The organism is Streptomyces sp. NPDC044106 (genome assembly GCF_056433985.1).
The window spans coordinates 44,660-65,029 of the sequence record NZ_JBWKFZ010000029.1 but is presented as its reverse complement, the minus strand read 5'-3'; the positions used below and the strand labels follow the sequence as shown (position 1 = coordinate 65,029).

21 protein-coding genes and 1 riboswitch are annotated in these 20,370 nt (G+C 73.7%); of the genes, 12 read left to right on the top strand and 9 right to left on the bottom strand.

Annotation, left to right across the window (positions count from 1 at the left end; genetic code table 11):
* Positions 1-8: 8 nt before the first annotated feature.
* The 4 genes from AC07DI_RS35685 to AC07DI_RS35670 form a co-directional block, all read right to left on the bottom strand.
* Entirely contained in the window at positions 9-1,517 is a 1,509-nt protein-coding gene (locus AC07DI_RS35685) for a cobyric acid synthase (protein ID WP_478908937.1), read from the bottom strand.
* Positions 1,514-2,467, bottom strand: coding sequence for a cobalamin biosynthesis protein (locus AC07DI_RS35680; RefSeq protein WP_478908935.1), 954 nt, complete (start codon positions 2,465-2,467; stop codon positions 1,514-1,516). Before AC07DI_RS35680 ends, AC07DI_RS35685 begins: the two co-directional genes overlap by 4 nt.
* Before the next feature lie 110 nt (positions 2,468-2,577).
* Positions 2,578-2,717: riboswitch (cobalamin riboswitch) on the bottom strand.
* 157 nt (positions 2,718-2,874) lie between these two features.
* Complete coding sequence (locus tag AC07DI_RS35675) at positions 2,875-3,099, bottom strand: hypothetical protein (RefSeq protein WP_384257625.1); 225 nt, start codon at positions 3,097-3,099, stop codon at positions 2,875-2,877.
* 12 nt (positions 3,100-3,111) lie between these two features.
* Complete coding sequence (locus AC07DI_RS35670) at positions 3,112-4,407, bottom strand: inorganic phosphate transporter (protein WP_478908933.1); 1,296 nt, start codon at positions 4,405-4,407, stop codon at positions 3,112-3,114.
* Positions 4,408-4,803: 396 nt separating this feature from the next.
* Here AC07DI_RS35670 and AC07DI_RS35665 point away from each other — a divergent pair, with 396 nt between their 5' ends.
* The 3 genes from AC07DI_RS35665 (at position 4,804) to AC07DI_RS35655 (ending at position 8,342) form a co-directional block, all read left to right on the top strand.
* Positions 4,804-5,526 carry a class II aldolase/adducin family protein gene (locus AC07DI_RS35665; protein ID WP_478908931.1) on the top strand — a complete coding sequence of 241 codons (723 nt, stop codon included), beginning with the start codon at positions 4,804-4,806 and terminating at the stop codon, positions 5,524-5,526.
* A gap of 82 nt (positions 5,527-5,608) precedes the next feature.
* Entirely contained in the window at positions 5,609-6,748 is a 1,140-nt protein-coding gene (locus AC07DI_RS35660; RefSeq protein ID WP_478908929.1) for an alpha/beta hydrolase family protein, read from the top strand.
* Positions 6,749-6,869: 121 nt separating this feature from the next.
* Complete coding sequence (locus AC07DI_RS35655; RefSeq protein ID WP_478908927.1) at positions 6,870-8,342, top strand: hypothetical protein; 1,473 nt, start codon at positions 6,870-6,872, stop codon at positions 8,340-8,342.
* A gap of 19 nt (positions 8,343-8,361) precedes the next feature.
* Here AC07DI_RS35655 and ypfJ read toward each other — a convergent pair whose 3' ends face one another.
* Entirely contained in the window at positions 8,362-9,252 is an 891-nt protein-coding gene (ypfJ, locus tag AC07DI_RS35650) for a KPN_02809 family neutral zinc metallopeptidase (protein ID WP_478908926.1), read from the bottom strand.
* Between the two features lie 233 nt (positions 9,253-9,485).
* Between ypfJ and AC07DI_RS35645 the strand changes: the two genes are divergently transcribed.
* From AC07DI_RS35645 to AC07DI_RS35630, 4 genes are all read left to right on the top strand, one after another.
* Positions 9,486-10,238, top strand: a complete 753-nt coding sequence (locus tag AC07DI_RS35645) for a PQQ-binding-like beta-propeller repeat protein (RefSeq protein WP_478908924.1) — start codon at positions 9,486-9,488, stop codon at positions 10,236-10,238.
* Between the two features lie 121 nt (positions 10,239-10,359).
* On the top strand, positions 10,360-11,958 hold the full coding sequence (locus AC07DI_RS35640; RefSeq protein ID WP_384257642.1) for an ABC-F family ATP-binding cassette domain-containing protein: 1,599 nt from the start codon (positions 10,360-10,362) through the stop codon (positions 11,956-11,958).
* A 389-nt stretch (positions 11,959-12,347) separates the two neighbouring features.
* Positions 12,348-12,569, top strand: coding sequence for a helix-turn-helix domain-containing protein (locus AC07DI_RS35635; protein WP_055550175.1), 222 nt, complete (start codon positions 12,348-12,350; stop codon positions 12,567-12,569).
* A gap of 134 nt (positions 12,570-12,703) precedes the next feature.
* Entirely contained in the window at positions 12,704-13,507 is an 804-nt protein-coding gene (locus tag AC07DI_RS35630; RefSeq protein WP_384257644.1) for an enoyl-CoA hydratase/isomerase family protein, read from the top strand.
* 219 nt (positions 13,508-13,726) lie between these two features.
* On the opposite strand, the gene AC07DI_RS35625 is transcribed toward AC07DI_RS35630, so the two are convergent.
* Positions 13,727-14,476: a nucleopolyhedrovirus P10 family protein gene (locus tag AC07DI_RS35625; protein WP_478908922.1), complete on the bottom strand. Its 750-nt coding sequence runs from the start codon at positions 14,474-14,476 to the stop codon at positions 13,727-13,729.
* A gap of 113 nt (positions 14,477-14,589) precedes the next feature.
* Between AC07DI_RS35625 and AC07DI_RS35620 the strand changes: the two genes are divergently transcribed.
* The 5 genes from AC07DI_RS35620 to amaP are packed head-to-tail and all read left to right on the top strand — an operon-like array spanning position 14,590 to position 16,908.
* Positions 14,590-15,078 (top strand): Asp23/Gls24 family envelope stress response protein, encoded by a 489-nt coding sequence (locus AC07DI_RS35620; protein ID WP_384257649.1) that lies wholly within the window; start codon positions 14,590-14,592, stop codon positions 15,076-15,078.
* Positions 15,079-15,101: 23 nt separating this feature from the next.
* Positions 15,102-15,287 carry a hypothetical protein gene (locus AC07DI_RS35615; protein WP_384257650.1) on the top strand — a complete coding sequence of 62 codons (186 nt, stop codon included), beginning with the start codon at positions 15,102-15,104 and terminating at the stop codon, positions 15,285-15,287.
* A 3-nt stretch (positions 15,288-15,290) separates the two neighbouring features.
* Complete coding sequence (locus AC07DI_RS35610) at positions 15,291-15,635, top strand: Asp23/Gls24 family envelope stress response protein (RefSeq protein ID WP_384257653.1); 345 nt, start codon at positions 15,291-15,293, stop codon at positions 15,633-15,635.
* Positions 15,632-16,324, top strand: a complete 693-nt coding sequence (locus AC07DI_RS35605; protein ID WP_478908920.1) for a DUF6286 domain-containing protein — start codon at positions 15,632-15,634, stop codon at positions 16,322-16,324. Before AC07DI_RS35610 ends, AC07DI_RS35605 begins: the two co-directional genes overlap by 4 nt.
* A 5-nt stretch (positions 16,325-16,329) precedes the next feature.
* A complete protein-coding gene (gene amaP, locus AC07DI_RS35600; RefSeq protein WP_384257657.1) occupies positions 16,330-16,908 on the top strand; it encodes an alkaline shock response membrane anchor protein AmaP in 579 nt (192 codons plus the stop codon).
* A 26-nt stretch (positions 16,909-16,934) separates the two neighbouring features.
* Here amaP and AC07DI_RS35595 read toward each other — a convergent pair whose 3' ends face one another.
* The 3 genes from AC07DI_RS35595 to AC07DI_RS35585 are packed head-to-tail and all read right to left on the bottom strand — an operon-like array spanning position 16,935 to position 20,324.
* Positions 16,935-17,690 carry an SDR family oxidoreductase gene (locus AC07DI_RS35595; RefSeq protein ID WP_478908919.1) on the bottom strand — a complete coding sequence of 252 codons (756 nt, stop codon included), beginning with the start codon at positions 17,688-17,690 and terminating at the stop codon, positions 16,935-16,937.
* Between the two features lie 4 nt (positions 17,691-17,694).
* Complete coding sequence (locus tag AC07DI_RS35590) at positions 17,695-19,479, bottom strand: glycoside hydrolase family 15 protein (RefSeq protein WP_478908917.1); 1,785 nt, start codon at positions 19,477-19,479, stop codon at positions 17,695-17,697.
* Between the two features lie 56 nt (positions 19,480-19,535).
* Positions 19,536-20,324 (bottom strand): SURF1 family cytochrome oxidase biogenesis protein, encoded by a 789-nt coding sequence (locus AC07DI_RS35585; protein ID WP_384257663.1) that lies wholly within the window; start codon positions 20,322-20,324, stop codon positions 19,536-19,538.
* Positions 20,325-20,370 lie beyond the last annotated feature (46 nt).

The following is a 20,370-nucleotide window of genomic DNA, read 5'->3' as shown; positions in this document are numbered from 1 at the left end:
GACGGCGCTCACGAGGGCGCGCCGGGCGCGATGAACGGCAGCCCGGCCGGCGCGCCGTTCTCGATCAGGCCCAGCAGGCCGTCCGTGTCCGCGTGTTCTTCGATCAGGTCGCCGAGCAGGTCGAGCTGTTCCTCGCGCAGCGCCGCGAAGCTGGTGTCGGGCGCGGGCACGAAGCGGCGTCCGGCCGCGCGGGCGACCTCGGTGAGGAATCGGCGCCGGAACGCGTCGCTCTCCAGCGATCCGTGCCAGTGCGTGCCCCAGACCTCGCCGACCCGGCAGCCGTCCAGGAAGGGCTCGCCGCCCAGGACGTCGGCGACGCCGTGGTGGATCTCGTACCCCTCGACGTACTCGCCGAGGGCCTCGCCGACCGGTCGCGCCAGGGTCTTCTCGCGGGCGAACCGCACCCGCACCGGCAGCAGCCCGAGCCCGTCGACGGCCCCGGCCCGCGACTCGACCTCGTCCTCGATGTGCTCGCCGAGGACCTGGAAGCCGCCGCAGATCCCGAGCACGGGGCGGCCCTCGGCGGCGCGTCGTGCCAGGGCGTCGGCGAGGCCGCGCTCGCGCAGCCACTCAAGGGCGCGTACGGTCCCGCGCGTGCCCGGCACGACCACGAGGTCGGCGTCGACGAGCTCCTCGGCGCGGTCCACGAACCGCACGACGACGCCCGGCTCGGCGGCCAGCGCGTCCACGTCGGTGAAGTTGGACATCAGCGGCACCGCGCACACGGCGACCCGCAGCACGTCCTCGCCGACCGGCGGGGCCACCACCGACTCCCGGACGGCGCCCCGCAGGGACACCCGCAGGCCGTCCTCCTCGTCGATGCCGAGCCCGTGCTGGAACGGCAGCACACCGTACGTACGCCGCCCGGTGAGACCGAGCAGCATGTCGAGCCCGGGTTCCAGGAGGGAGACGTCCCCCCGGAACTTGTTCACCAGGTAGCCCGCGACGAGCTCCTGGTCGGCCGCGCTCAGCAGCGCCGTCGTCCCGAAGAACGACGCGAACACCCCGCCCCTGTCGATGTCCCCGACCACCAGGACGGGGAAGCGGGCGGCGCGCGCGATGCCCATGTTGACGATGTCGGTGCGCCGCAGATTGATCTCGGCGGGACTGCCCGCGCCTTCGCAGATCACGGCGTCATACGTGCCCCGGAGTTCCGCCAGGCATCCCAGGACGGTGTCGAGCAACTGCGCCTGCCGCCCTCCGTGGTAGCCACGCGCACTCATCTCGCCGACCGGCTTGCCCATCAGCACGACCTGGCTGGAGCGGTCGCCGCCGGGCTTGAGCAGAACGGGGTTCATCAGCGCGCTGGGCTCGACGCGGGCGGCCTGCGCCTGCATGGCCTGGGCCCGCCCGATCTCGGCGCCCTCGCGGGTGACGAAGGAGTTGAGGGACATGTTCTGCGCCTTGAACGGCGCGACGGACACGCCCTTGCGGGTCAGCCACCGGCAGATGCCGGCGGTGACGACGCTCTTGCCCGCGTCCGAGGTGGTCCCTGCGACGAGCAGTCCACCGCTCATGACGTTCTCCCTGACGTTGCCGACCGAAGTGCCCAGCGGGCGGTGACCACGGCGCCGAGGGCGAGCAGGCCGACGCGGCGGGACAGCTTCGCCGCCCGTTCGATGTCCCCCGCGCGCACGTCGCGCCCCTCCGCGTTCAGAACGGGCCGGTGCTCGACCCGCCCCCCGTACGACAGCGTCCCCCCGAGCCGTACGCCAAGCGCGCCGGCGAAGGCCGCCTCGACGGGTCCGGCGTTCGGGCTCGGATGCTTCGCCGCGTCCGCGCGCCAGGCCCGTACCGCTCCGGCGGGCGATCCCCCGGCCAGCGCCGCGAGGCCCGCGGTGAGCCGCGCCCCCGGCCATCCGACGACGTCGTCGAGGCGGGCGGAGGCCCAGCCGTACCGGCGGTAGCGGGCCGACTTGTGGCCCACCATCGCGTCCAGTGTGTTGACGGCCCGGAAGCCGACGAGTCCGGGCACCCCGCCCAGCGCGCCCCACACGAGCGCCCCGACCACCGCGTCGGAGGTGTTCTCGGCGACGGACTCCACGACGGCCCGCGCGATGCCGTCGGCGTCCAGCGCCTGCGGATCGCGCCCGCACAGATGCGGCAGCCGCTCCCGCGCGACCTCGATGTCCCCGGCCTCCAGCGCGCCGCCGATGGCCCGCGCCTCCCGGCCGAGCGAGGTGCCGCCGACGACGGCCCAGGTCGCGGCGGCGGTCAGCGCGACGGTTCCGGCCCGGGAGCGGCGTACGAGGGTGGTGGCGAGGGCGGCGGCGCCCGCCGCGCCTCCCGCGCAGACCACGGTGTGCAGCGCGCCCCAGCCGCGGTGGTCGCGCCAGAGCAGCCGCTCGACGGCGCCCGCGGCACGGCCGAACGCGGCGACCGGATGGCCCCGGCGGGGATCGCCGAGCAGCAGGTCACCGAGGAGGCCGGCGGCGGCGCCGTACGCGAAGTCGCGATCGGCACTCATGCGCTCAGCCCGTCGCCGTGCTGCGGAGAGGCTTCGACGAGCGGGGAAGGGGCGGCACCGGGCGGCCGGGCATGGCGATATGTCCTCACTCAGGGTGTCCGCGCCCTGGTTCGACGTGATCGGCGGCGAGAGTTCCTGGCTCGCGGGGAGTGGCTCCCCGGTGACAGTGGCGGGACCGCGCCGGATTCGCACCGGCTTCCTCTTCTGCCGCCGTAGTTGGCCCGGGCAGTCCACCACGGTCCGCGAAGGCCCGTCAACTCGCCGTTGACCTGCGGCGGGAGAGTGTGTTGGGGCCCACATGCGGGGTTGCGCGCACGCCCGGCGCGCGGGATCCGGATATACGGGTGGGGCGCGGAGCTCCGTACGCTCCGCGCCCCACCCGGGAAGACCGGCCGACGGCCCTGCCGTCAGGCGACGATCAGGAAGATGCCGTACGCCACCGCCGCCGCGCACAGGGCGAAGCAGGCATACGCGCCGGTGCGCGCCAGGGCCGCGGTGCCGCCCGTGGCGGCGGCCGCCGTCTCCTGCCGGGAGAGGCCGACGACGCCGAGGGTGAACAGGCCCACCAGGGCCACCGTCACCGCGAGACTGACTCCGAAGACGGAGCCGAGAGCTGCCCAGTCGATGCTCATGCTGGTCTGTCCTTACACGGTCGCGGGCCGGGCGGGGTCCGCCATGGCGCCGGTCGTGGTGGTGGTCGGGGCCGAGACCGTGACCCTGACGGGCTGGTCCACGGGGACGGCGGCGGCAGGCACGCCCGCCGGGGGAGGGGAGACGGCGGCGATCGCGGTGGTGACCACGCCCGCGGGCTCGGCGACCGCGGTGTCGTCGTGGCCGATCTCGTCGTCCGTGACGTTGGTGTGGTCGACGGCGTTGCGCCGCGAGAGCACCCAGATCACGCCCGAGCCCGCGATCAGGAGCGTCGCGGTGGCCGCGATGCCCCAGGGGCCCTGCTTGGTGAGGAACTCGGCGCCCGCGCCGACCAGGCCCGCCGCCGGCAGGGTCAGGCCCCACGCGACGAACATCCGGGTCGCGGTCGACCAGCGGACCACGCCGCCCTTGCGGCCGAGGCCCGCGCCCATCACGGCGCCCGAGCAGACCTGAGTGGTGGAGAGGGAGAAGCCGATGTGCGAGGAGGCGAGGATCGCCGTCGCGGCGCTGGTCTGGGCGGCGAAGCCCTGCTGCGGCGCGAGGTCGGTCAGGCCCTTGCCCATGGTGCGGATGATGCGCCAGCCGCCGAGGTAGGTGCCGAGCGCGATGGCCATGCCGGCCGAGACGATGACCCACATCGGGGGGTTGGCGCCGGGGTTCAGGACGCCGCCGGTGATCAGGGCGAGCGTGATGATGCCCATGGTCTTCTGCGCGTCGTTCGTGCCGTGGGCCAGCGAGACGAGGCCGGCGGAGGCGATCTGGCCCGCGCGGTACCCCTTGGCGGTGGCCTTCTGGTCGGTGCCGCGGCCGATCCGGTACGTCAGGCGGGTGGCCAGCGTCGCGGCGATGCCCGCCACGAGCGGGGCCGCGACGGCCGGGATCAGGATCTTGGTGACGACGGTGCCGCCGTTGATCGACGACCAGCCCATCGACATGACGGCGGCGCCGATGAGGCCGCCGAAGAGTGCGTGGGAGGAGCTGGAGGGCAGGCCCACCAGCCAGGTGACGAGGTTCCAGAGAATCGCGCCGACGAGCGCGGCGAAGATGACCTCTGTCTTCAGTCCGTCCTCGTTGACGATGCCGCCGGAGATCGTCTTGGCGACTTCGACGGAGAGGAAGGCTCCGACGAGGTTGAGCACGGCGGACATGGCCACCGCCGTCTTGGGCTTGAGAGCGCCGGTCGAGATGGTCGTCGCCATCGCGTTGGCAGTGTCGTGGAAACCGTTCGTGAAATCGAACACGAGAGCGGTGACGATCACGATCCCGAGGAGAAGCGTGATGTGTTCCATTTACCCAGGCTTCTGTTGGACGTCAGTGGCATGTGGAACGTAGGCAATCCGGGTGAACGGAAAGTGAACTGGGCCGGGCGGTGCGGTGACCCGAAGCGGAGTGCCCCTGCTCCGTATTCAGCAGGTGTCTGAAGATGATCGTAAGGAGCGGCCATGGGAGGCCCGCAAACGGGGCGGAGTGTCGGGTTCCGCCATCCGGCGGCCGTCTCCGGCGCACACCGCTTCGCCCGGCCCCCGAACCGGCCAGGAGACGCGGATCACCCCCACCGGCTGCCGCGTCCGCCGCGCCCGCCGACGCCGGGGGACCGTAAGCGGAATCCCGCCAGGGCCGGTTCCGCACCGCCCCTTCCGCGCTCCGCTCCGCGGCGCCCGGGGCCGGGCTGGCAGGATCGCCGCATGACTGAGCAGGGACAGGCGCAGGAGCGGCGGCAGGAACAGGTGACGCGGCGGCAGGCGGACCCGGGCGCGGCGCGCGACGCGATCGGGCGGGCCTGGGACGAGCTGGTCGAAACGGCCCGCAGGACCGTGGCGGACGGCCTGGTCGTCGGCACCTCGGGCAACGTCTCGGTCCGGGTCGGCGACACCGTCCTCGTCACCCCGAGCGGCGTCCCCTACGACCGGCTGCGGCCCGCGGACGCGGTCGGCGTCGACCTCGAAGGACGGCAGGTCATCGGCGACCTCACGCCCACCAGCGAACTCCCGATGCACCTCGCGGTCTACCGGACCACCGACGCCAAAGCGGTGGTCCACACCCACGCCGTGCACGCCACGGCCGCCTCGATGCTGGTCACCGAGCTCCCCGCGGTCCACTACATGACCGGCGCCCTCGGCGGCCCGGTCCGCGTCGCGCCGTACGCGCTGTACGGCACCGAGGAGCTGGCCCAGCACATGCTCCACGCCCTGCGTGCCCGCACCGGCTGCCTCCTCCAGAACCACGGAACGGTCACCTACGGGGACACCCTCGCCCAGGCCTACGACCGCACGGCCCAACTGGAGTGGATGTCCCGCCTCTGGCTGACGGCCGCCGCGGTCCCCGGCCGCGCCCCGACCCTGCTGTCCCTCGCGCAGCTGCGCGAGGCGCAGGACAAACTAGGGGGGTACGGCCAGCCGTCCCGCTGAGCGGCGCACTTCCGTCCGTTTCCGCTCACTCCGCGGGCATCGCCCACTGGCCTCGGGCGCCTCGCCCCCGGACACTGGGACGGTGCGCCCAGCCAAAGCGACGGCAGCGGCCGTCACCGCAGTCACAGCAGCCGCCCTAGGGACCGCCGCTGCCGCCATCGCGGCGGGCCGGTTCGCCAGCGACGCCGCCCTCAAGGCACCGGTGGGCCGTCCGCTGCCGACCGAGCCACGCCTGACCGTGCACGCCACGGCCGCGGGCCGGATCAGCCTGACCCGCGCCCTCGCGAGCCGCCGCCCCGGCACGTACGGCCTGAGCGGCAACGGCAGCCACGCGATCGTCGGCCCCGTCCTGGAGTCCGCCCCGCACGAGGCCGACACGGTCGTACGCCGCCTCGAAGCCGTCACCCACGGCTCCCTGGACCCCGGCGCCCGCGTCTGGCTCACCCCGCAGGTCCACGTCGGCGACCCGCTGACCGCACTCGGCATCGAGTACGCGGACGTCGACATCCCCGGCGAGCTCGGCTCCCTGCCCGCCTGGTCCGTGTCCGGCGCCCGCGACACGCACGTCATCACCGTGCACGGCCTGGGCACGACCCGCGAGCACCCCATGGTGGTCATGGACTTCCTGCGCCGCCTGCGGGTCCCCGTCCTCGACATCGCCTACCGCGGCGACCCCGGCGCCCCCCGCTCCCCGGACGGCCTCGGCCACCTCGGCGAGACGGAGTGGCGCGACCTGGACGCCGCCATGCGGTACGCCGTACGCCACGGCGCCGAGCGCATCGTCCTGTACGGCTGGTCCACCGGCGCCGCCATGTGTCTGCACGCCGCCGCGCACTCGGCCCTGCGCGACCGCGTCAGCGGCCTCGTCCTCGACTCGCCGGTACTCAACTGGGAGACCACCCTGCGCGCCCTCGCCGGCGCCCGGCGCACCCCCGGACCGCTCCTTCCGCTTGCGGTCCGTGCGGCACAGGGGCGCACGGGGCTGCGCGGCGACCGGATCCTGGCGGCGGGCGGCCCCGGCACACTGCGGGTCCCGACCCTGCTCGTGCACGGCCCCGACGACGCCGTCGCGCCCTGGCTCCTCTCCCGTCAACTGGCCGCCCGGCGCCCGGACCTGGTCACGCTCCACCCCGTCCCCGACGCACCGCACGGCGCCATGTGGAACGCCGACCCGAAGGGGTACGAAGAGGTGCTGCGCCGCTTCCTCACCCCCTTGCTGTGACCGTCCGCACCCCTGCCGCACCCCTCCCGTACGCCTTCCACCACCCCGGCCCGCGGCGGACGAACGGCCCCCGTCCGCATTCCGTTTGGGTTTTCGGACCGTCAACAGGAAGACTGCTCCCGTGACGTCCCGTACCCCGCGCGACTCCAGGCTCCGACTTGTCCGCGCGCCCTACCCGAGGGCCGAAGAGCGAAAAGAGGCCCGGCGCGACGCGACACGACCCCTCTCGGCCGCCCCCGGCGCGATGAGCAACCGCCGCACGCGCCGTCCCGCGCCCCGGCCGCCCGAGGGCACCCCCGCCCCCGCCGAACTGGCCCGGGCGGCCCGCGCCTGTCTCGCCGACGCCGTACGGGTCGCCCGCTGGGCCGACGCCGCCCTGCGCCCGGGCCCCGGCGGCACCGGCGGAACGCCCGACGGCAAGGGCACGCTCTCCGACGCCACCGCCGAACGCGCCGCCGGCGAGCTGGGGCTGACCCCCGCTCAGGTCCGCGCGGACTGGGACACCGCACGCCTCGCGGGCCTCATCGAGGTGCACGGCGACAGCGCGCGGCCCGGCTGGCGGCTGCGCGCCTGGAACCGCGACGACACCGCCGTGCTGCGCGGCTGGGTCGCCCTCTTCGACGCCTGGTCGCTGGCGCACCCGGCGCCCGACGAGCTCGCCCCCGCGGCCGTCGCCGAGGTCGTCGAGGCCATGCCGCAGGTCCTCTCGCTCCTGCAGCTGTCGGCGGGCCCCGTCCCCGTGCCGCAACTGCTCGACCTCCTCGACCAGCGCGTCACCGAACTGCGCACCGAACGCTGCGAGATCCCCTACGGCCCGCAGCCGGAGCAGCCCCAGCCGGAGGGCCCCGCCCCGGCCGACGGCCCGCAGGACGCCCCGCTGCCCGCCCTCCTCGACTGGGCCCTGCACGGCCTCGCCGCCGTCTCCGCGCTGACCTGCGCCGACGGGCAGGCCACGCTCACCCCGCTCGGCAGCTGGGCGGTCTGGGTCAAGCTGGAGCAGATCTGCGTCGCCGCGCAGAGCCCCGCCGGGCACATCGAGCAGTCCGCCGAGGACATGCTGCGCGGCTGCGCCCGCCTGCGCCCCAACGCGGCCCGCGCCGAGTACCGCGCCTGGCTCGCCGCCCGCACCGTCTCCAGCGCCGTCACCGAACTCCTCACCGCCGCCCGCGGCGAGGACGCCCTCCTGCGCGGCCTGGCCTTCGAGGCCCTGCGCGTGGTCGGCGCCCCGGCCGAGGCGGACGTCAGGGCCGTCGTCGACGAGCCCTCGCTGCGCCCCTACGCCCTGCTGTGGCTCGCCGAGCAGGAGGGCGCCGACCCCGAGGACGTCCACCTCGTGCTGACCCGCGAGGAGACCACCTGGCTGTGGATCGACACCGCGGCGGCCGTCGCGGACCACGGCGAGACCCAACTCCTCGTCCGGCACCTGGAATCCGCGGTCCAGCCCACCGTGCCCGCCCTCCTCGACGAGGTGCGCCGCGCCGGGCACCCCCGCACCGTCCAGGTCCTCGTCGCCCTCGCCGCGGCCCACCCGGACCCGGCGCTCGCCAAGGCCGTGCGCCGCGCCGCCTTCCAGGTGCACACCGGCGGCGAGTGAGCCCCGTACTCGGGGACCGCTAGCGGAACGTGTCGCACTGACCCATGTCGCCGGTCCGGTAGCCCTGGTAGAACCACTGCTGGCGCTGCCGGGCCGAGCCGTGCGTCCAGGTCTCGGGGGTGACCCGGCCCTGGAACCTCTCCTGGATCCGGTCGTCGCCCACCGCGGCCGCCGCGTCGAGGCCGTCGCGGATGTCGTTGTCGTCCAGACTGCTGATCAGCGGCTTGCCGGTGCGTTCGTCCGGGCTGCGGGTGGCGTGCCGGGCCCAGACCCCGGCGTAGCAGTCGGCCTGCAGCTCCACCTTCACCGCGTTGCTGTCCCGGCCGGTGCGCCCGTCCTGGGAGCGCCCCAGGGTGCCCACCAGGTCCTGCACGTGGTGGCCGTACTCGTGGGCCACGACGTACGCCTGCGCGAAGGGGCCGCCCGTGGAGCCGAACTTGGTCCGCAGTTCGTCGAAGAAGTCCAGGTCCAGGTAGACCTTCTTGTCGCCCGGGCAGTAGAACGGGCCGACCGCCGATGTGGCGGTGCCGCAGGCGGTGCCCACCCGGCCGGTGAACAGCACGGTCGGCGCGGGGGAGTACGTTCCGCGCCTGCGCCGGAACTCCGGGCGCCAGTAGTCCTGGACGCTGTTGACCACCGCCACGATGCGGCAGTCCTCCTTGCTGTTCGCGTCCTTCCCCGTACGGCAGCCCTGCTGCACCTGCGCGAGGGACGAGGAGGTGGCCTCGGGCTCGTCGTTGCCGGAGGAGAGCCCCAGCTGGTCGGGGCCCACTCCGAAGAACAGCCCGAGGAGCAGCGCGATCAGACCGGCGACGCCGCCCCCCACGGTCGCCCGGCCGCCGGGGATCCGGCTGCCGCGCACATCCTGCACCTCAGAGGTGTCCAGGCCCGCGTCGTCGTCGAACTGCATGGCGCACCCCTCTGCCGCACGACCGGGACGGCACGCGCCGTCCCGCACCGGACTACCGGACTACCCGACACCTCATCCTCATATGCCCTACGCCACCGGGCGCCGGACGGAGGTCCGAACGGGGGACGCGGACCCCGCCCGCGCCGTGTCGCCCCGCCGCGGCCCAGACCTGCCGTGCCCCCGCCGCTACGCTCGCGCCTGATCCGTGGGCAGTGGGTACCGAAGGGGGCGTCGTGTCCGCATCGCCGCTCGACCCGGCAGGACCGCCGCGCGAGGCGCCCGCCCCGGCCCGCCGCGGCGCCCGCATCGCCCTGCCCGTGGCGCTCGCCCTGCTGGCCCTGCCACTCATCACCGCGGCCCACCACTCGCGGCCGGCCCCTTACGGAGACCGCCTCACCGTCCACGCGCGCGTGGCCGCTCCCGTCGCCGACCCGGGGCTGCGTACCCGGGGCCGCGCCGTGGAGGCGTACGACATCGGGAGCGGCAGCCGCCGCTGGACCTACACGCGCGAGGACCGCCACCCCGTCACGCTCCTGCCCGCACCGGGGCACGCCCTCACGCTCTGGAACGACGGCCTGGTCACCGACGTCGCGCGCGCCGACGGCGGCGCCGTGCGCTGGCACCGCGCCATCCCCGAGAGCGCCGCCTGGCTGCGCTCCCCGGCCGCGCGCGGCGGCGCCGGGGTCCTTCAGCCGCTCACCCCGGACGCCCGCATGCTGGCCGTCGTCACCCCGCACCGCATCGCCGCCTACCGCACCGCGGACGGGGACCTGCGCTGGGTGCTGCCCGCCCGCCCCGGCTGCGCCTTCGATCCGGCACGTTCCGTGCGGCGCGGCGGAGCCCTGCTGCTCGCCCAGCCCTGCACGGGCGCCACCGCGTCGTGGACCGCGCAGGTCGTCGCGGTGGACGACTACGGGAGGATCGTCCCGGGGCGCACCCCGCTGGGCAACGGGGACACCGGCGGCGGCAGCGGCCCGGAAAAGTAGTTGCGAGGGCCCGTTAGACTGGCTGTCATGGCAGCACCTCTCCTCAGTTGGACGGCATAGACACCGGTCCTGAGCACCTCAGTCGTCCCTCCCGCCGTCCACTCTGTTTCAGGAGAACCCCGTGATCACCGCTTCCGGCATCGAGCTGCGCGCCGGCGCCCGCATCCTCATCGAGAACGCCACCTTCCGCATCGCGAAGGGCGACCGCATCGGCCTCGTCGGTCGCAACGGGGCGGGCAAGACCACCCTCACCAAGTGCCTGGCCGGTGAGGGCATCCCCGCCGGCGGCACGATCTCCCGCTCCGGAGAGGTCGGGTACCTGCCGCAGGACCCCCGCACCGGCGACCTCGACGTCCTCGCGCGCGACCGCATCCTCTCCGCCCGCGGCCTGGACACCCTGATCCGCAAGATGCGCGAGAACGAACAGCGCATCGCGAGCGGCTCGGGCGCCACCCGCGAGAAGGCCCTCAAGCAGTACGAGCGCCAGGAGACGGAGTTCCTCACCAAGGGCGGGTACGCCGCCGAGGCCGAGGCCGCCACCATCGCCGCCGCGCTCAACCTCCCCGACCGGGTGCTCGGCCAGCCCCTGCACACGCTCTCCGGTGGTCAGCGCCGCCGTATCGAGCTGGCCCGCATCCTCTTCTCGGACGCCGACACGCTCCTCCTGGACGAGCCGACCAACCACCTCGACGCCGACTCCATCGTCTGGCTGCGCGACTACCTGAAGACGTACCGCGGCGGCTTCATCGTGATCTCCCACGACGTCGACCTGGTCGAGACGGTCGTCAACAAGGTCTTCTACCTGGACGCCAACCGCGCCCAGATCGACGTCTACAACATGGGCTGGAAGCTCTACCAGCAGCAGCGCGAGTCCGACGAGAAGCGCCGCAAGCGCGAGCGCCAGAACGCCGAGAAGAAGGCCGCGACGCTCCATTCGCAGGCCGACAAGATGCGCGCCAAGGCCACCAAGACGGTCGCCGCGCAGAACATGGCCAAGCGCGCCGACAAGCTCCTCGCGGGCCTTGAGGAGGTGCGCCAGAACGACAAGGTCGCCAAGCTGCGCTTCCCCGAGCCCTCGCCCTGCGGCAAGACGCCGCTGATGGCCGAGGGGCTCTCGAAGTCGTACGGCTCGCTGGAGATCTTCACCGACGTCGACCTCGCCATCGACAAGGGCTCGCGCGTCGTCATCCTCGGCCTCAACGGCGCGGGCAAGACCACCCTGCTCCGCCTCCTCGGCGGCGCCGAGAAGCCCGACACCGGGCAGGTCATCGAGGGCCACGGCCTCAAGCTCGGCTACTACGCGCAGGAGCACGAGACCCTGGACCCCGAGCGCACGGTCCTGGAGAACATGCGCTCGGCCGCCCCCGACCTCGACCTGGTGGCGGTCCGCAAGACGCTCGGCTCGTTCCTCTTCTCCGGGGACGACGTCGACAAGCCGGCGGGCGTGCTCTCCGGCGGTGAGAAGACCCGGCTCGCCCTCGCGACCCTGGTCGTCTCCTCCGCCAACGTCCTCCTCCTCGACGAGCCCACCAACAACCTCGACCCGGCCAGCCGCGAGGAGATCCTCGGCGCGCTGCGCACCTACAAGGGCGCGGTCGTCCTCGTCACGCACGACGAGGGCGCCGTGGAGGCCCTCCAGCCGGAGCGGATCATCCTGCTGCCGGACGGCGTCGAGGACCTGTGGGGCCAGGACTACGCGGATCTGGTCGCCCTCGCCTGAGGCCGGTGGCCCCACAGGCCCGTGCCGGGGCGGCGGTGCGTCCACCGTGCTTGATCGAATGACTGATCCACTGGGTATGGATCATTCGGCCGATCCGTGATCCCTCATCTGTGTGAGCTGTCCTCGTACCGACGTGTGTCATACACGGATTTCGGCGCCGACCTGCGAGGAGTCGCGCTCCCTCCCCTCGCACCGCCCTGACCTGCCCCTTCGTCGCGGTCTCCGTTCGGCTGAGTGAAATTCAGCGCGCGGAATGGTGAACTCCGCTCGTGTCCGGGGCGCCTCGGACGGCCAACCTCGTCGCATGGACCTTGTCGAATGGGTGGCCAGGAACGCCGAGAGGGGTGATCATGAGAAGTCCAGAGCGCACTTCCCATGAGGAGGCACGGGTGGCCGAGACTCTGAAGAAGGGCAGCCGGGTAACCGGCGCCGCGCGCGACAAGCTCGCGGCAGACCTGAAGAAGAAGTACGACGGCGGTGCGAGCATCCGGGCTTTGGCCGAGGAGACCGGCCGGAGCTACGGTTTTGTGCACCGCATGCTCAGCGAGTCCGGCGTCACGCTGCGGGGACGCGGCGGGGCGACGCGAGGCAAGAAGGCCGCCGCCGGCTGACGGCAGGAGGCAGGCTGTCCCATGCTCCGATGGTGACCACCCGGTCGGCCGACAGATCGGCCGGGTGGTTACTGTGCAGTCACTTGCGGGCGCATCCGTGCGTCCGGCCCGACCGCACCCCATCGGAGGCACCCATGGCTTCGTCCGACAGCGAGCTCGCACCGGTTCTCGACAAGGACGGCGTACGCCTCACCATCGACGAGGCCGTCGCCACGGTGACGCTGACCAATCCGGCCAAGCGCAACGCCCAATCTCCCGCGCTGTGGAGGGCGTTGACGGAGGCAGGTCAGCGGCTGCCCGGCAGCGTCCGCGTCGTGGTGCTGCGCGGTGAGGGCAAGTCCTTCTCCGCGGGCCTCGACCGGCAGGCGTTCACGCCCGAGGGCTTCGACGGCGAGCCGTCCTTCATCGATCTGGCACGCGGTGAGGACTGCGTACTCGACGCCACGATCGCCGAGTACCAAGAGGCGTTCACCTGGTGGCGGCGGAGCGACATCGTGTCCATCGCCGCCGTCCAGGGCCACGCCATCGGCGCGGGCTTCCAGCTCGCGCTCGCCTGCGATCTGCGCATCGCGGCCGACGACGTGCAGTTCGCCATGCGCGAGACCAGCCTGGGCCTGGTCCCCGACCTCACCGGCACGCATCCGCTGGTGGGCCTCGTCGGCTACGCCCGCGCACTGGAGATCTGCGCCACCGGACGGTTCGTCCACGCGGACGAGGCCGAGCGCACCGGCCTGGCCAACCTCGTCGTCCCCGTGGACCAACTCGACGCGACCGCCAAGGACCTGGCCGCCGCGCTCGTCGCCGCGCCCCGCGACGCCGTCATCGAGACCAAGGCGCTGCTGCAGGGCGCCGCGGGCCGCTCCTACGAGGAGCAGCGCGTCGCCGAGCGCGCCGCACAGGGACGCAGGCTCCGGGACCTCGCGGGCCTCGGCGACTGACCCGGCACCGTCGCCGCGGGCTCTCAGAGCCTGTGTCATATCCCCGGCCGGGTGGTCGCCGCCTGGCACGCACGCTCGCCGCGTTGCCGAAAAGCCCTAGTAGCTCTTCCCCCAGGCCTGAACGGCCCGGGGGGACCCCCACCGAGGACTTTCCGGCGCCTTGCGATCGCACGCACCAGACGACGCCCACTGATCCGACCGGGGATATGACACAGGCTCTCAGCCCACCTCGGTGACCAGCACGGCCACCGACGGATGGTCGGGCAGGGCCGCGCCGACCGCCGCGCGGACCGCGAGCGCCACGTCCAGAGCGCGGTGCCCGCCGTCCGTAGCGAGCTCCACGCGCGCGTGGCGGCGCGGCAGCGCTGCCGCCTCCGGGCGCTCCTCGATGTGCACGGCCCGGCCGAGCACCCCGGTGAGCCCGGCCACCCCGGGCACCGAGAGGACGGCCTGCTCGACGCGTGCGGCGTCACCGTCGCGCGGCTCGCCCCCGCTCTCCCCGCCGTCCCCCTCCTCGTCACCGGAGTGCCCCGCGGGCGCGGGGTCACCCGGTGGGCGTACGCCGGCGTCCGCGCCCTCGTCGAGCAGAGCCGTCACCTCCAGATCCACCGCGTCGGCCCGCAGGCCGACCCGGTGCGCCGCGGTGGTCAGCGCGGCGCGCAGCCGGTCCGCCGCCGCGGGCAGCGGCTCGCCGGTCACGGCCGCGAAGTCCGCGGTGATCCGCAGCGGCCCCGGCGGCAGCGCGCTCGGCGGCGGCGGCACCGCCGGCTCCTGCGCGTGCTCCGGATCGGCGGGCGCGACGCGGAGCGTGCCGAGGCGCACACCGGTGACGTTGTCAGCCATTCGGCGCAACGCTGCGTCCACCGCCGATTCCGTCACCCACGCGCCGTCACCCGCGCCGCCCAGCGGCAGCACCCGCCCGAGCCCCAGCTGCCGGCGTACCGCCTGGGTCCAACCCTCTCCCGTCATGGCTCCAGCCTGCCCCATCCCGAGCGCGCGGGCGCGGGGCCGCGCTTACTGTGGGCGCAGAAGCAGCCTCATTCGACGGAGCAGTTCCCCCTGTCGAAAGGAACGGGACGGCGATGACCGAGAGCGGACAGCGCAAGGCGTCTCAGACGCTGGAGAAGAATTCCCTGGACGAGAGCGCGGCGAAGTCCGCGCCGGGCCGGAGCGGCGGCGGTGACCCCGCGAGCCGGGGCCGCACCACCATCGCGGACGGCGTCGTCGAGAAGATCGCGGGGCTCGCCGCACGCGATGTCGAGGGCGTGCACGCCATGGGCGGCGGCCTCGCACGGACCTTCGGGGCCGTGCGCGACCGGGTCCCCGGCGGCTCCAAGTCCGTGTCGCGCGGCGTGAAGGCCGAGGTCGGCGAGGTGCAGACCGCGCTCGACCTGGAGATCGTCGTCGAGTACGGCGTACCGATCGCGGACGTCGCACAGGACGTACGCGAGAACGTGATCGCGGCCGTCGAGCGCATGACCGGGCTCGAGGTCGTCGAGGTCAACATCGCGGTGAGCGATGTGAAACTGCCCGACGAGGACGACGACGAGTCCCAGGGACGCCTCCAGTAGGACGTCTCGCGAAGGAGCGCACGATGAGCATGGCCGTGATCGGCATGGTGGCCGGAATGGCTCTCGGATTCGCCGGATACTTCGGCGGATTCGGAGCGTTCCTGCTGGTGGCCGCCTTGGGCGCCATCGGCTTCGTGGCCGGCAAGTTCCTCGACGGGGACCTGGAGCCCGGCGACTTCTTCCGCAGCCGCGGCGACCGGCGGCGGTGAGCGGTGGCGGCACAGGTCGCGCCCGAGGAGCGCGGCGCGACCCGGATCGCCGACCGGGTCGTCGCGAAGATCGCCGCGCAGGCGGCCCGTGAGGCGGTGGACGCGGTTCCGCCGGACGGTACGCCGCCGCGCGCCACCGTCTCCGTCCGCCATGACGCGGCCCGCATCCGGGTCAGCCTCGAACTGGACTACCCCTGCGACATCGGCGGCCAGTGCGGCGCGGTGCGTCGCCATGTCGCCCAGCGGGTAAAGGCGTTGGCGGGGATGGACGTGCCCGAGGTGGCCGTCCAGGTGGAGCGGCTGCACTCGGCGCGGGTCCGCGCCGGGGCACAGGGGAGGACACGATGAGCGAACCCCAGGGGGGCGGCGCCACCCAGCCGCTGCCGGTCGTCGAACAGTCCGGGAGCGAGCCCGGGCAGTTCGGGAGCGAGCTCGACCAGTCGGCCTCCGCGTCCGCCTACCAGCCGCCGCCCACGCTCTCCGGCGACGAAGGCAGGGCCCGCCGCTTCTGGTCGGCCCGCCGGGTGCCCGCGGCCCTGCTCGCCCTGCTGGTCCTCGCGGGTTCCGGGCTGCTCCTGTACGACATCGTCGCCGTCAGGGCCGACCACCCGGCGATGTGGTGGCGGCGCGAACTGGCCCACCAGCTCGGGCACCGCCCCCTCGACGACACGGCCGTACTGGCCGGCGCCGCCGTGGCCGCCCTGATCGGGCTCTGGCTCCTCCTGCTGGCGGTGACGCCCGGTCAGCGCGCGGTCCTTCCGATGCGGCGTACGCACTCCGACGTGCGCGCGGGCCTGTACCGCGGCGCGGCAGCGACGGTGCTGCGCGACCGGGCGATGGACGTGCCGGGAGTGCAGTCCGTGCGGGTCCGCATGACGCGTTCCAAGGTGGATGTGCGCGCCGTCTCGCACTTCCGTGAACTCGACGACGTACGCGGCGACCTGGACACCACGCTGGCCGACGGCATCCACGAACTGGGCCTCGCGCGGGCCCCCGGGCTCTCGGTCCACGTGGCCCGGCCCGGCAGGAAGGGGTGAGCGCGATGCTGCGCACCGTCAACCGCGTCGTCCTCGCACTCGCCGGACTCGTGCTGCTCGTCCTCGGCGGCTCCGTGCTCGCCGTCGGCCTCGGCGCGCCCCCGCCCTCGTGGTGGATCCACGACGGCCGCCACGACGTGCTGCTGAGCACCGCCGACCGCACGCGCTGGCGGGACGAGGGCTGGTTCTGGCCCACCGTCATCGCCGTCCTCGCGGTCATCGTGCTGCTCGCCCTGTGGTGGCTCTCCGCACAGCTGCGCAGGCACCGCCTCGCCGAGGTCCTGGTGGAGACCGGGGACGGCGAGGGCGCGCTGCTGCGCGGGCGCGCCATGGAGAACGTGCTGGCCGGTGAGGCCGAGGCACTGGACGGCGTCCGGCGCGCGCAGGTCGCCCTGACCGGGCGGCGCGGCACGCCGAGGGCGCGCGCGGAGCTCGTGCTCGAACCCCACGCCACGCCGTCCGACGCGCTGCACCGGTTCTCCGCCGAGACCCTCGCGCACGCCCGCGACTCGGCGGGCCTCGCGAGCCTGCCGGCGACGGTGCGGCTGCGCGGCCTCAAGCACGGCGCCGAACGCGTGAGCTGACCGGCCCGCGCGAGACGGGGGCGGCCTCAGAAGCCGCTGCGCGACCCGCCGTCCACCGGCACCATGATGCCCGTCAGGTACGACGCCGCGGGCGAGAGCAGGAACGCCGCCGTGCGGCCGAACTCCTCCGGCATGCCGTAGCGGCGCAGCGGGATGCCCGCCTCGTTGGCGGCGCGGGTGGCCTCCGGGTCGGGGGAGAGGCCGTCCAGCTGGCGCATGCGGTCGGTGGCGATGCGGCCGGGGAGTACGCCGATGACGCGGATGCCGCGCGGGCCGAGCTCGTCGGCGAGCGACTTGGCGAACCCGGCGAGTCCCGGCCGCAGTCCGTTCGAGATCGTCAGGCCCGCGATCGGCTCGTACACCGAACCGGAGAGGACGAAGCCGATGACGCCGCCCTCGCCGAGCTCGGCGGCGGCGGCGCGGGCGAGCCGCACGGCGCCGAGGAAGACCGAATCGAACGCCGCCTGCCACTGCTCGTCGGTGTTGTCCGCGACGAAGCCGGGGGCGGGCCCGCCGACGCTGATCAGCACGCCGTCGAAGCCGCCGAAGTGTTCGCGCGCCGCGGCGATCAGCGCGTCTGCGGCGCCCGGGTCCGCGTTGTCGGCGGCGACACCCGCGGCGCACGGGCCGAGCTCGGCGGCCGCCTCGGTGACGGTCTTCTCGTCGCGGCCCGTCACCACGACCTTCGCGCCGTCGGCGACCAGCGCGCGGGCGGTGGCGTTGCCGAGGCCCCGGGTGGCGCCGGTGACTACGTACACACGGTCCTTCAGTCCCAAATCCATGGCCCTATCCTCCCGCGCCCTCCCCGAACAGCGCGAGGGCGGTGTTGACGAGGCCGATGTGGCTGAACGCCTGCGGGAAGTTGCCCAGCTGCCGGCCGGCCGCGGGGTCGTACTCCTCCGCCAGCAGCCCCACGTCGTTGCGGAGGAGCAGGAGCTTCTCGAACAGCTCGCGCGCCTCCTTCGTGCGGCCCGTCATGTGCAGGGCGTCCGCCAGCCAGAACGAGCAGACGAGGAAGACGCCCTCCTCGCCCGGCAGCCCGTCGATGACCGTCTGGTCCGCGGTGTAGCGGCGCAGGAATCCGTTGTGGCCGAGCTCGGCGCGGACCGCGTCGATGGTGCCGATGACGCGCGGGTCGTCGGGCGGCAGGAAGCCCACGCGCGGGATGAGGAGAGTCGAGGCGTCCAGCTCCGCGGAGCCGTAGAACTGCGTGAAGGTGTTGCGGGCCGCGTCGTAGCCGCGCTCGCAGACCTCGCGGTGCACCTCGTCCCGCAGCTCGCGCCAGCGCTCGACGTCACCGCGCAGCTTCGGGTTCTCCTCCAGGGCGCGCACCGTGCGGTCGGCGGCGACCCACACCATGACCTTGGAGTACACGAAGTGGCGGCGCGGCCCGCGCACCTCCCACAGGCCCTGGTCCGGCTCCCGCCACTTCTCGTACAGGAATTCGAGCAGGGCGAGCTGGAGGTTCCAGGCGTGCGGGGGTGTGGGCAGGCCCGAACGGTCGGCGAGGGCGAGGGAGTCGACCACCTCGCCGTACACGTCGAGCTGCAGCTGTTTGACGGCCTCGTTGCCGATGCGCACCGGGGCGGATTCCGCGTAGCCGGGCAGCCAGGGGATCTCGTACTCGGGCAGGCGCTGCTCACCCGCGAGGCCGTAGACGATCTGCAGGGCAGCCGGGTCGCCCGCGACGGCGCGCAGCAGCCAGTTGCGCCAGGCCTCGGCCTCCTCGGAGTAGCCGGCCGCGAGCAGCGCGCCCAGGGTGAGGGTGGAGTCGCGCAGCCAGCAGAAGCGGTAGTCCCAGTTGCGGACGCCGCCGGGCTCCTCGGGGAGCGAGGTGGTGGGGGCGGCCACGATGCCGCCGGTGGGGGCGTAGGTGAGGGCCTTGAGGGTGATGAGGGAGCGGACGACGGCGTCGCGGTGCGGTCCTTCGTAGTGGCAGCGGTCCGCCCAGGCCCGCCAGTCCGCCAGGCTGTCGCGGAGCGCGCCGTACGGGTCGACGAGCGGCGGGCGCGGCTCGTGCGAGGGGTGCCAGGTGAGGACGAACGCGACCTGCTCGCCCTCCGCGACGGTGAACTCCGAGTGGGTGCCGAACTGATGCCCCCAGGTGTGCACCGCGGGCTCGCTGCGCAGCCACACCGAGTCGGGGCCCGCCACGGCGATGCGGTGGCCGTCCCTTTTGCGCATCCACGGCACGACCGAGCCGTAGTCGAAGCGCAGGCGCAGGGTGCTGCGTACGGTGACGGTGCCCTTGAGGCCCTCGACGATGCGTACGACATCGGGGGCGCGGTCGCGCTGCGGCATGAAGTCGGTGACCCGGACGGATCCGTCCGCCGTCTCCCACTCCGAGTCGAGGACGAGGGAGTCGGGCCGGTAGGCGCGGCGGGTGCAGGGGCCCGCGCCCTTCGGGGCGATGCGCCAGTGGCCGTTCTCCTCGTCGCCGAGCAGCGCGGCGAAGCAGGCGGCCGAGTCGAATCGGGGCAGGCAGAGCCAGTCCAGGGAGCCGTCCCTGCCGATCAGGGCGGCGGTCTGGTGGTCGCCGATGAGCGCGTAGTCCTCGATGGGGTGATGCACGGGGAACGGCTTCCCGCGAAGGGGCCCGGCCAATCCGGAGCCCCGGAGCCGTGTGATCAGGCGGTGGCGGGGACGGTCTCCTCGGCGGGGGACTCGGCGGCGGCCGCGCGGTCGCGCCGCTCCCTGCGGACCAGGACGACCCAGCCGACCGGGACGCCCGCGGCGAAGAGCCACCACTGGACCGCGTACGCCATGTGCGGGCCGATGCCGCTGTGGTCGGGTTCGCCGATCAGTTCGGGGGAGCCGCCGGGCGACTCGGGCGAGGTCTGCTCGACGTAGCCGCCGAGGACCTGCTTGCCGAGGCTGGCGGCCTGCTGCCCGCTGCTGATCAGCATGATCTGACGGTCCGGCAGGCCGCGGACGTTCTTGATGCCGCTGGCCGCGGAGGTCTCGTCGGCCTTCAGGCGGCCGGTGATGGTGACCTCGCCCCTGGGGGCGGCGGGGATCTTCGGGAAGGCGGTCTGCGGGCCGTCGGCGGGGATCCAGCCGCGGTTGACGAGCAGGACCTTGCCGTCGTCCAGGACGAAGGGGGTCAGGACGTGGAAGCCGACCTCGTCGTCGGAGTTGGTGCGACGGCGCACGACGACCTCGTGCTTCGTGTCGTACGTCCCCTTGGCGCTCACCCGGCGGTACAGGTCCGCCTTGGGCACCTCGTGGCCGGGCGAGGTGATCCTCTCGGCGGGGACCGGGTCGGCGGCCAGTGCCTCGGTGACCCGCTGGTTCTGCGCGACACGGTGCTCATGGCGGTGCAGCTGCCAGAAACCCAGCTCGACCATCACGGGGATGAGAACGAGGGCGATGAGGGTGAGGATCACCCACTGCCGGGACAACAGGAAGCGGTACACCCCACGAAGGTACCTCTCGGGTCGTGGGGTGCCGGGCGGCGGGGTC

Excerpts from the sequence above, each read along its gene's own strand:
- AC07DI_RS35685 (WP_478908937.1), bottom strand. The coding sequence starts at position 1,517 with ATGAGCGGTGGACTGCTCGTCGCAGGGACCACCTCGGACGCGGGCAAG.
- AC07DI_RS35680 (WP_478908935.1), bottom strand. The coding sequence starts at position 2,467 with ATGAGTGCCGATCGCGACTTCGCGTACGGCGCCGCCGCCGGCCTCCTC.
- AC07DI_RS35675 (WP_384257625.1), bottom strand. The coding sequence starts at position 3,099 with ATGAGCATCGACTGGGCAGCTCTCGGCTCCGTCTTCGGAGTCAGTCTC.
- AC07DI_RS35670 (WP_478908933.1), bottom strand. The coding sequence starts at position 4,407 with ATGGAACACATCACGCTTCTCCTCGGGATCGTGATCGTCACCGCTCTC.
- AC07DI_RS35665 (WP_478908931.1), top strand. The coding sequence starts at position 4,804 with ATGACTGAGCAGGGACAGGCGCAGGAGCGGCGGCAGGAACAGGTGACG.
- ypfJ (WP_478908926.1), bottom strand. The coding sequence starts at position 9,252 with ATGCAGTTCGACGACGACGCGGGCCTGGACACCTCTGAGGTGCAGGAT.
- AC07DI_RS35630 (WP_384257644.1), top strand. The coding sequence starts at position 12,704 with ATGGCTTCGTCCGACAGCGAGCTCGCACCGGTTCTCGACAAGGACGGC.
- AC07DI_RS35625 (WP_478908922.1), bottom strand. The coding sequence starts at position 14,476 with ATGACGGGAGAGGGTTGGACCCAGGCGGTACGCCGGCAGCTGGGGCTC.
- AC07DI_RS35620 (WP_384257649.1), top strand. The coding sequence starts at position 14,590 with ATGACCGAGAGCGGACAGCGCAAGGCGTCTCAGACGCTGGAGAAGAAT.
- AC07DI_RS35615 (WP_384257650.1), top strand. The coding sequence starts at position 15,102 with ATGAGCATGGCCGTGATCGGCATGGTGGCCGGAATGGCTCTCGGATTC.
- AC07DI_RS35605 (WP_478908920.1), top strand. The coding sequence starts at position 15,632 with ATGAGCGAACCCCAGGGGGGCGGCGCCACCCAGCCGCTGCCGGTCGTC.
- amaP (WP_384257657.1), top strand. The coding sequence starts at position 16,330 with ATGCTGCGCACCGTCAACCGCGTCGTCCTCGCACTCGCCGGACTCGTG.
- AC07DI_RS35595 (WP_478908919.1), bottom strand. The coding sequence starts at position 17,690 with ATGGATTTGGGACTGAAGGACCGTGTGTACGTAGTCACCGGCGCCACC.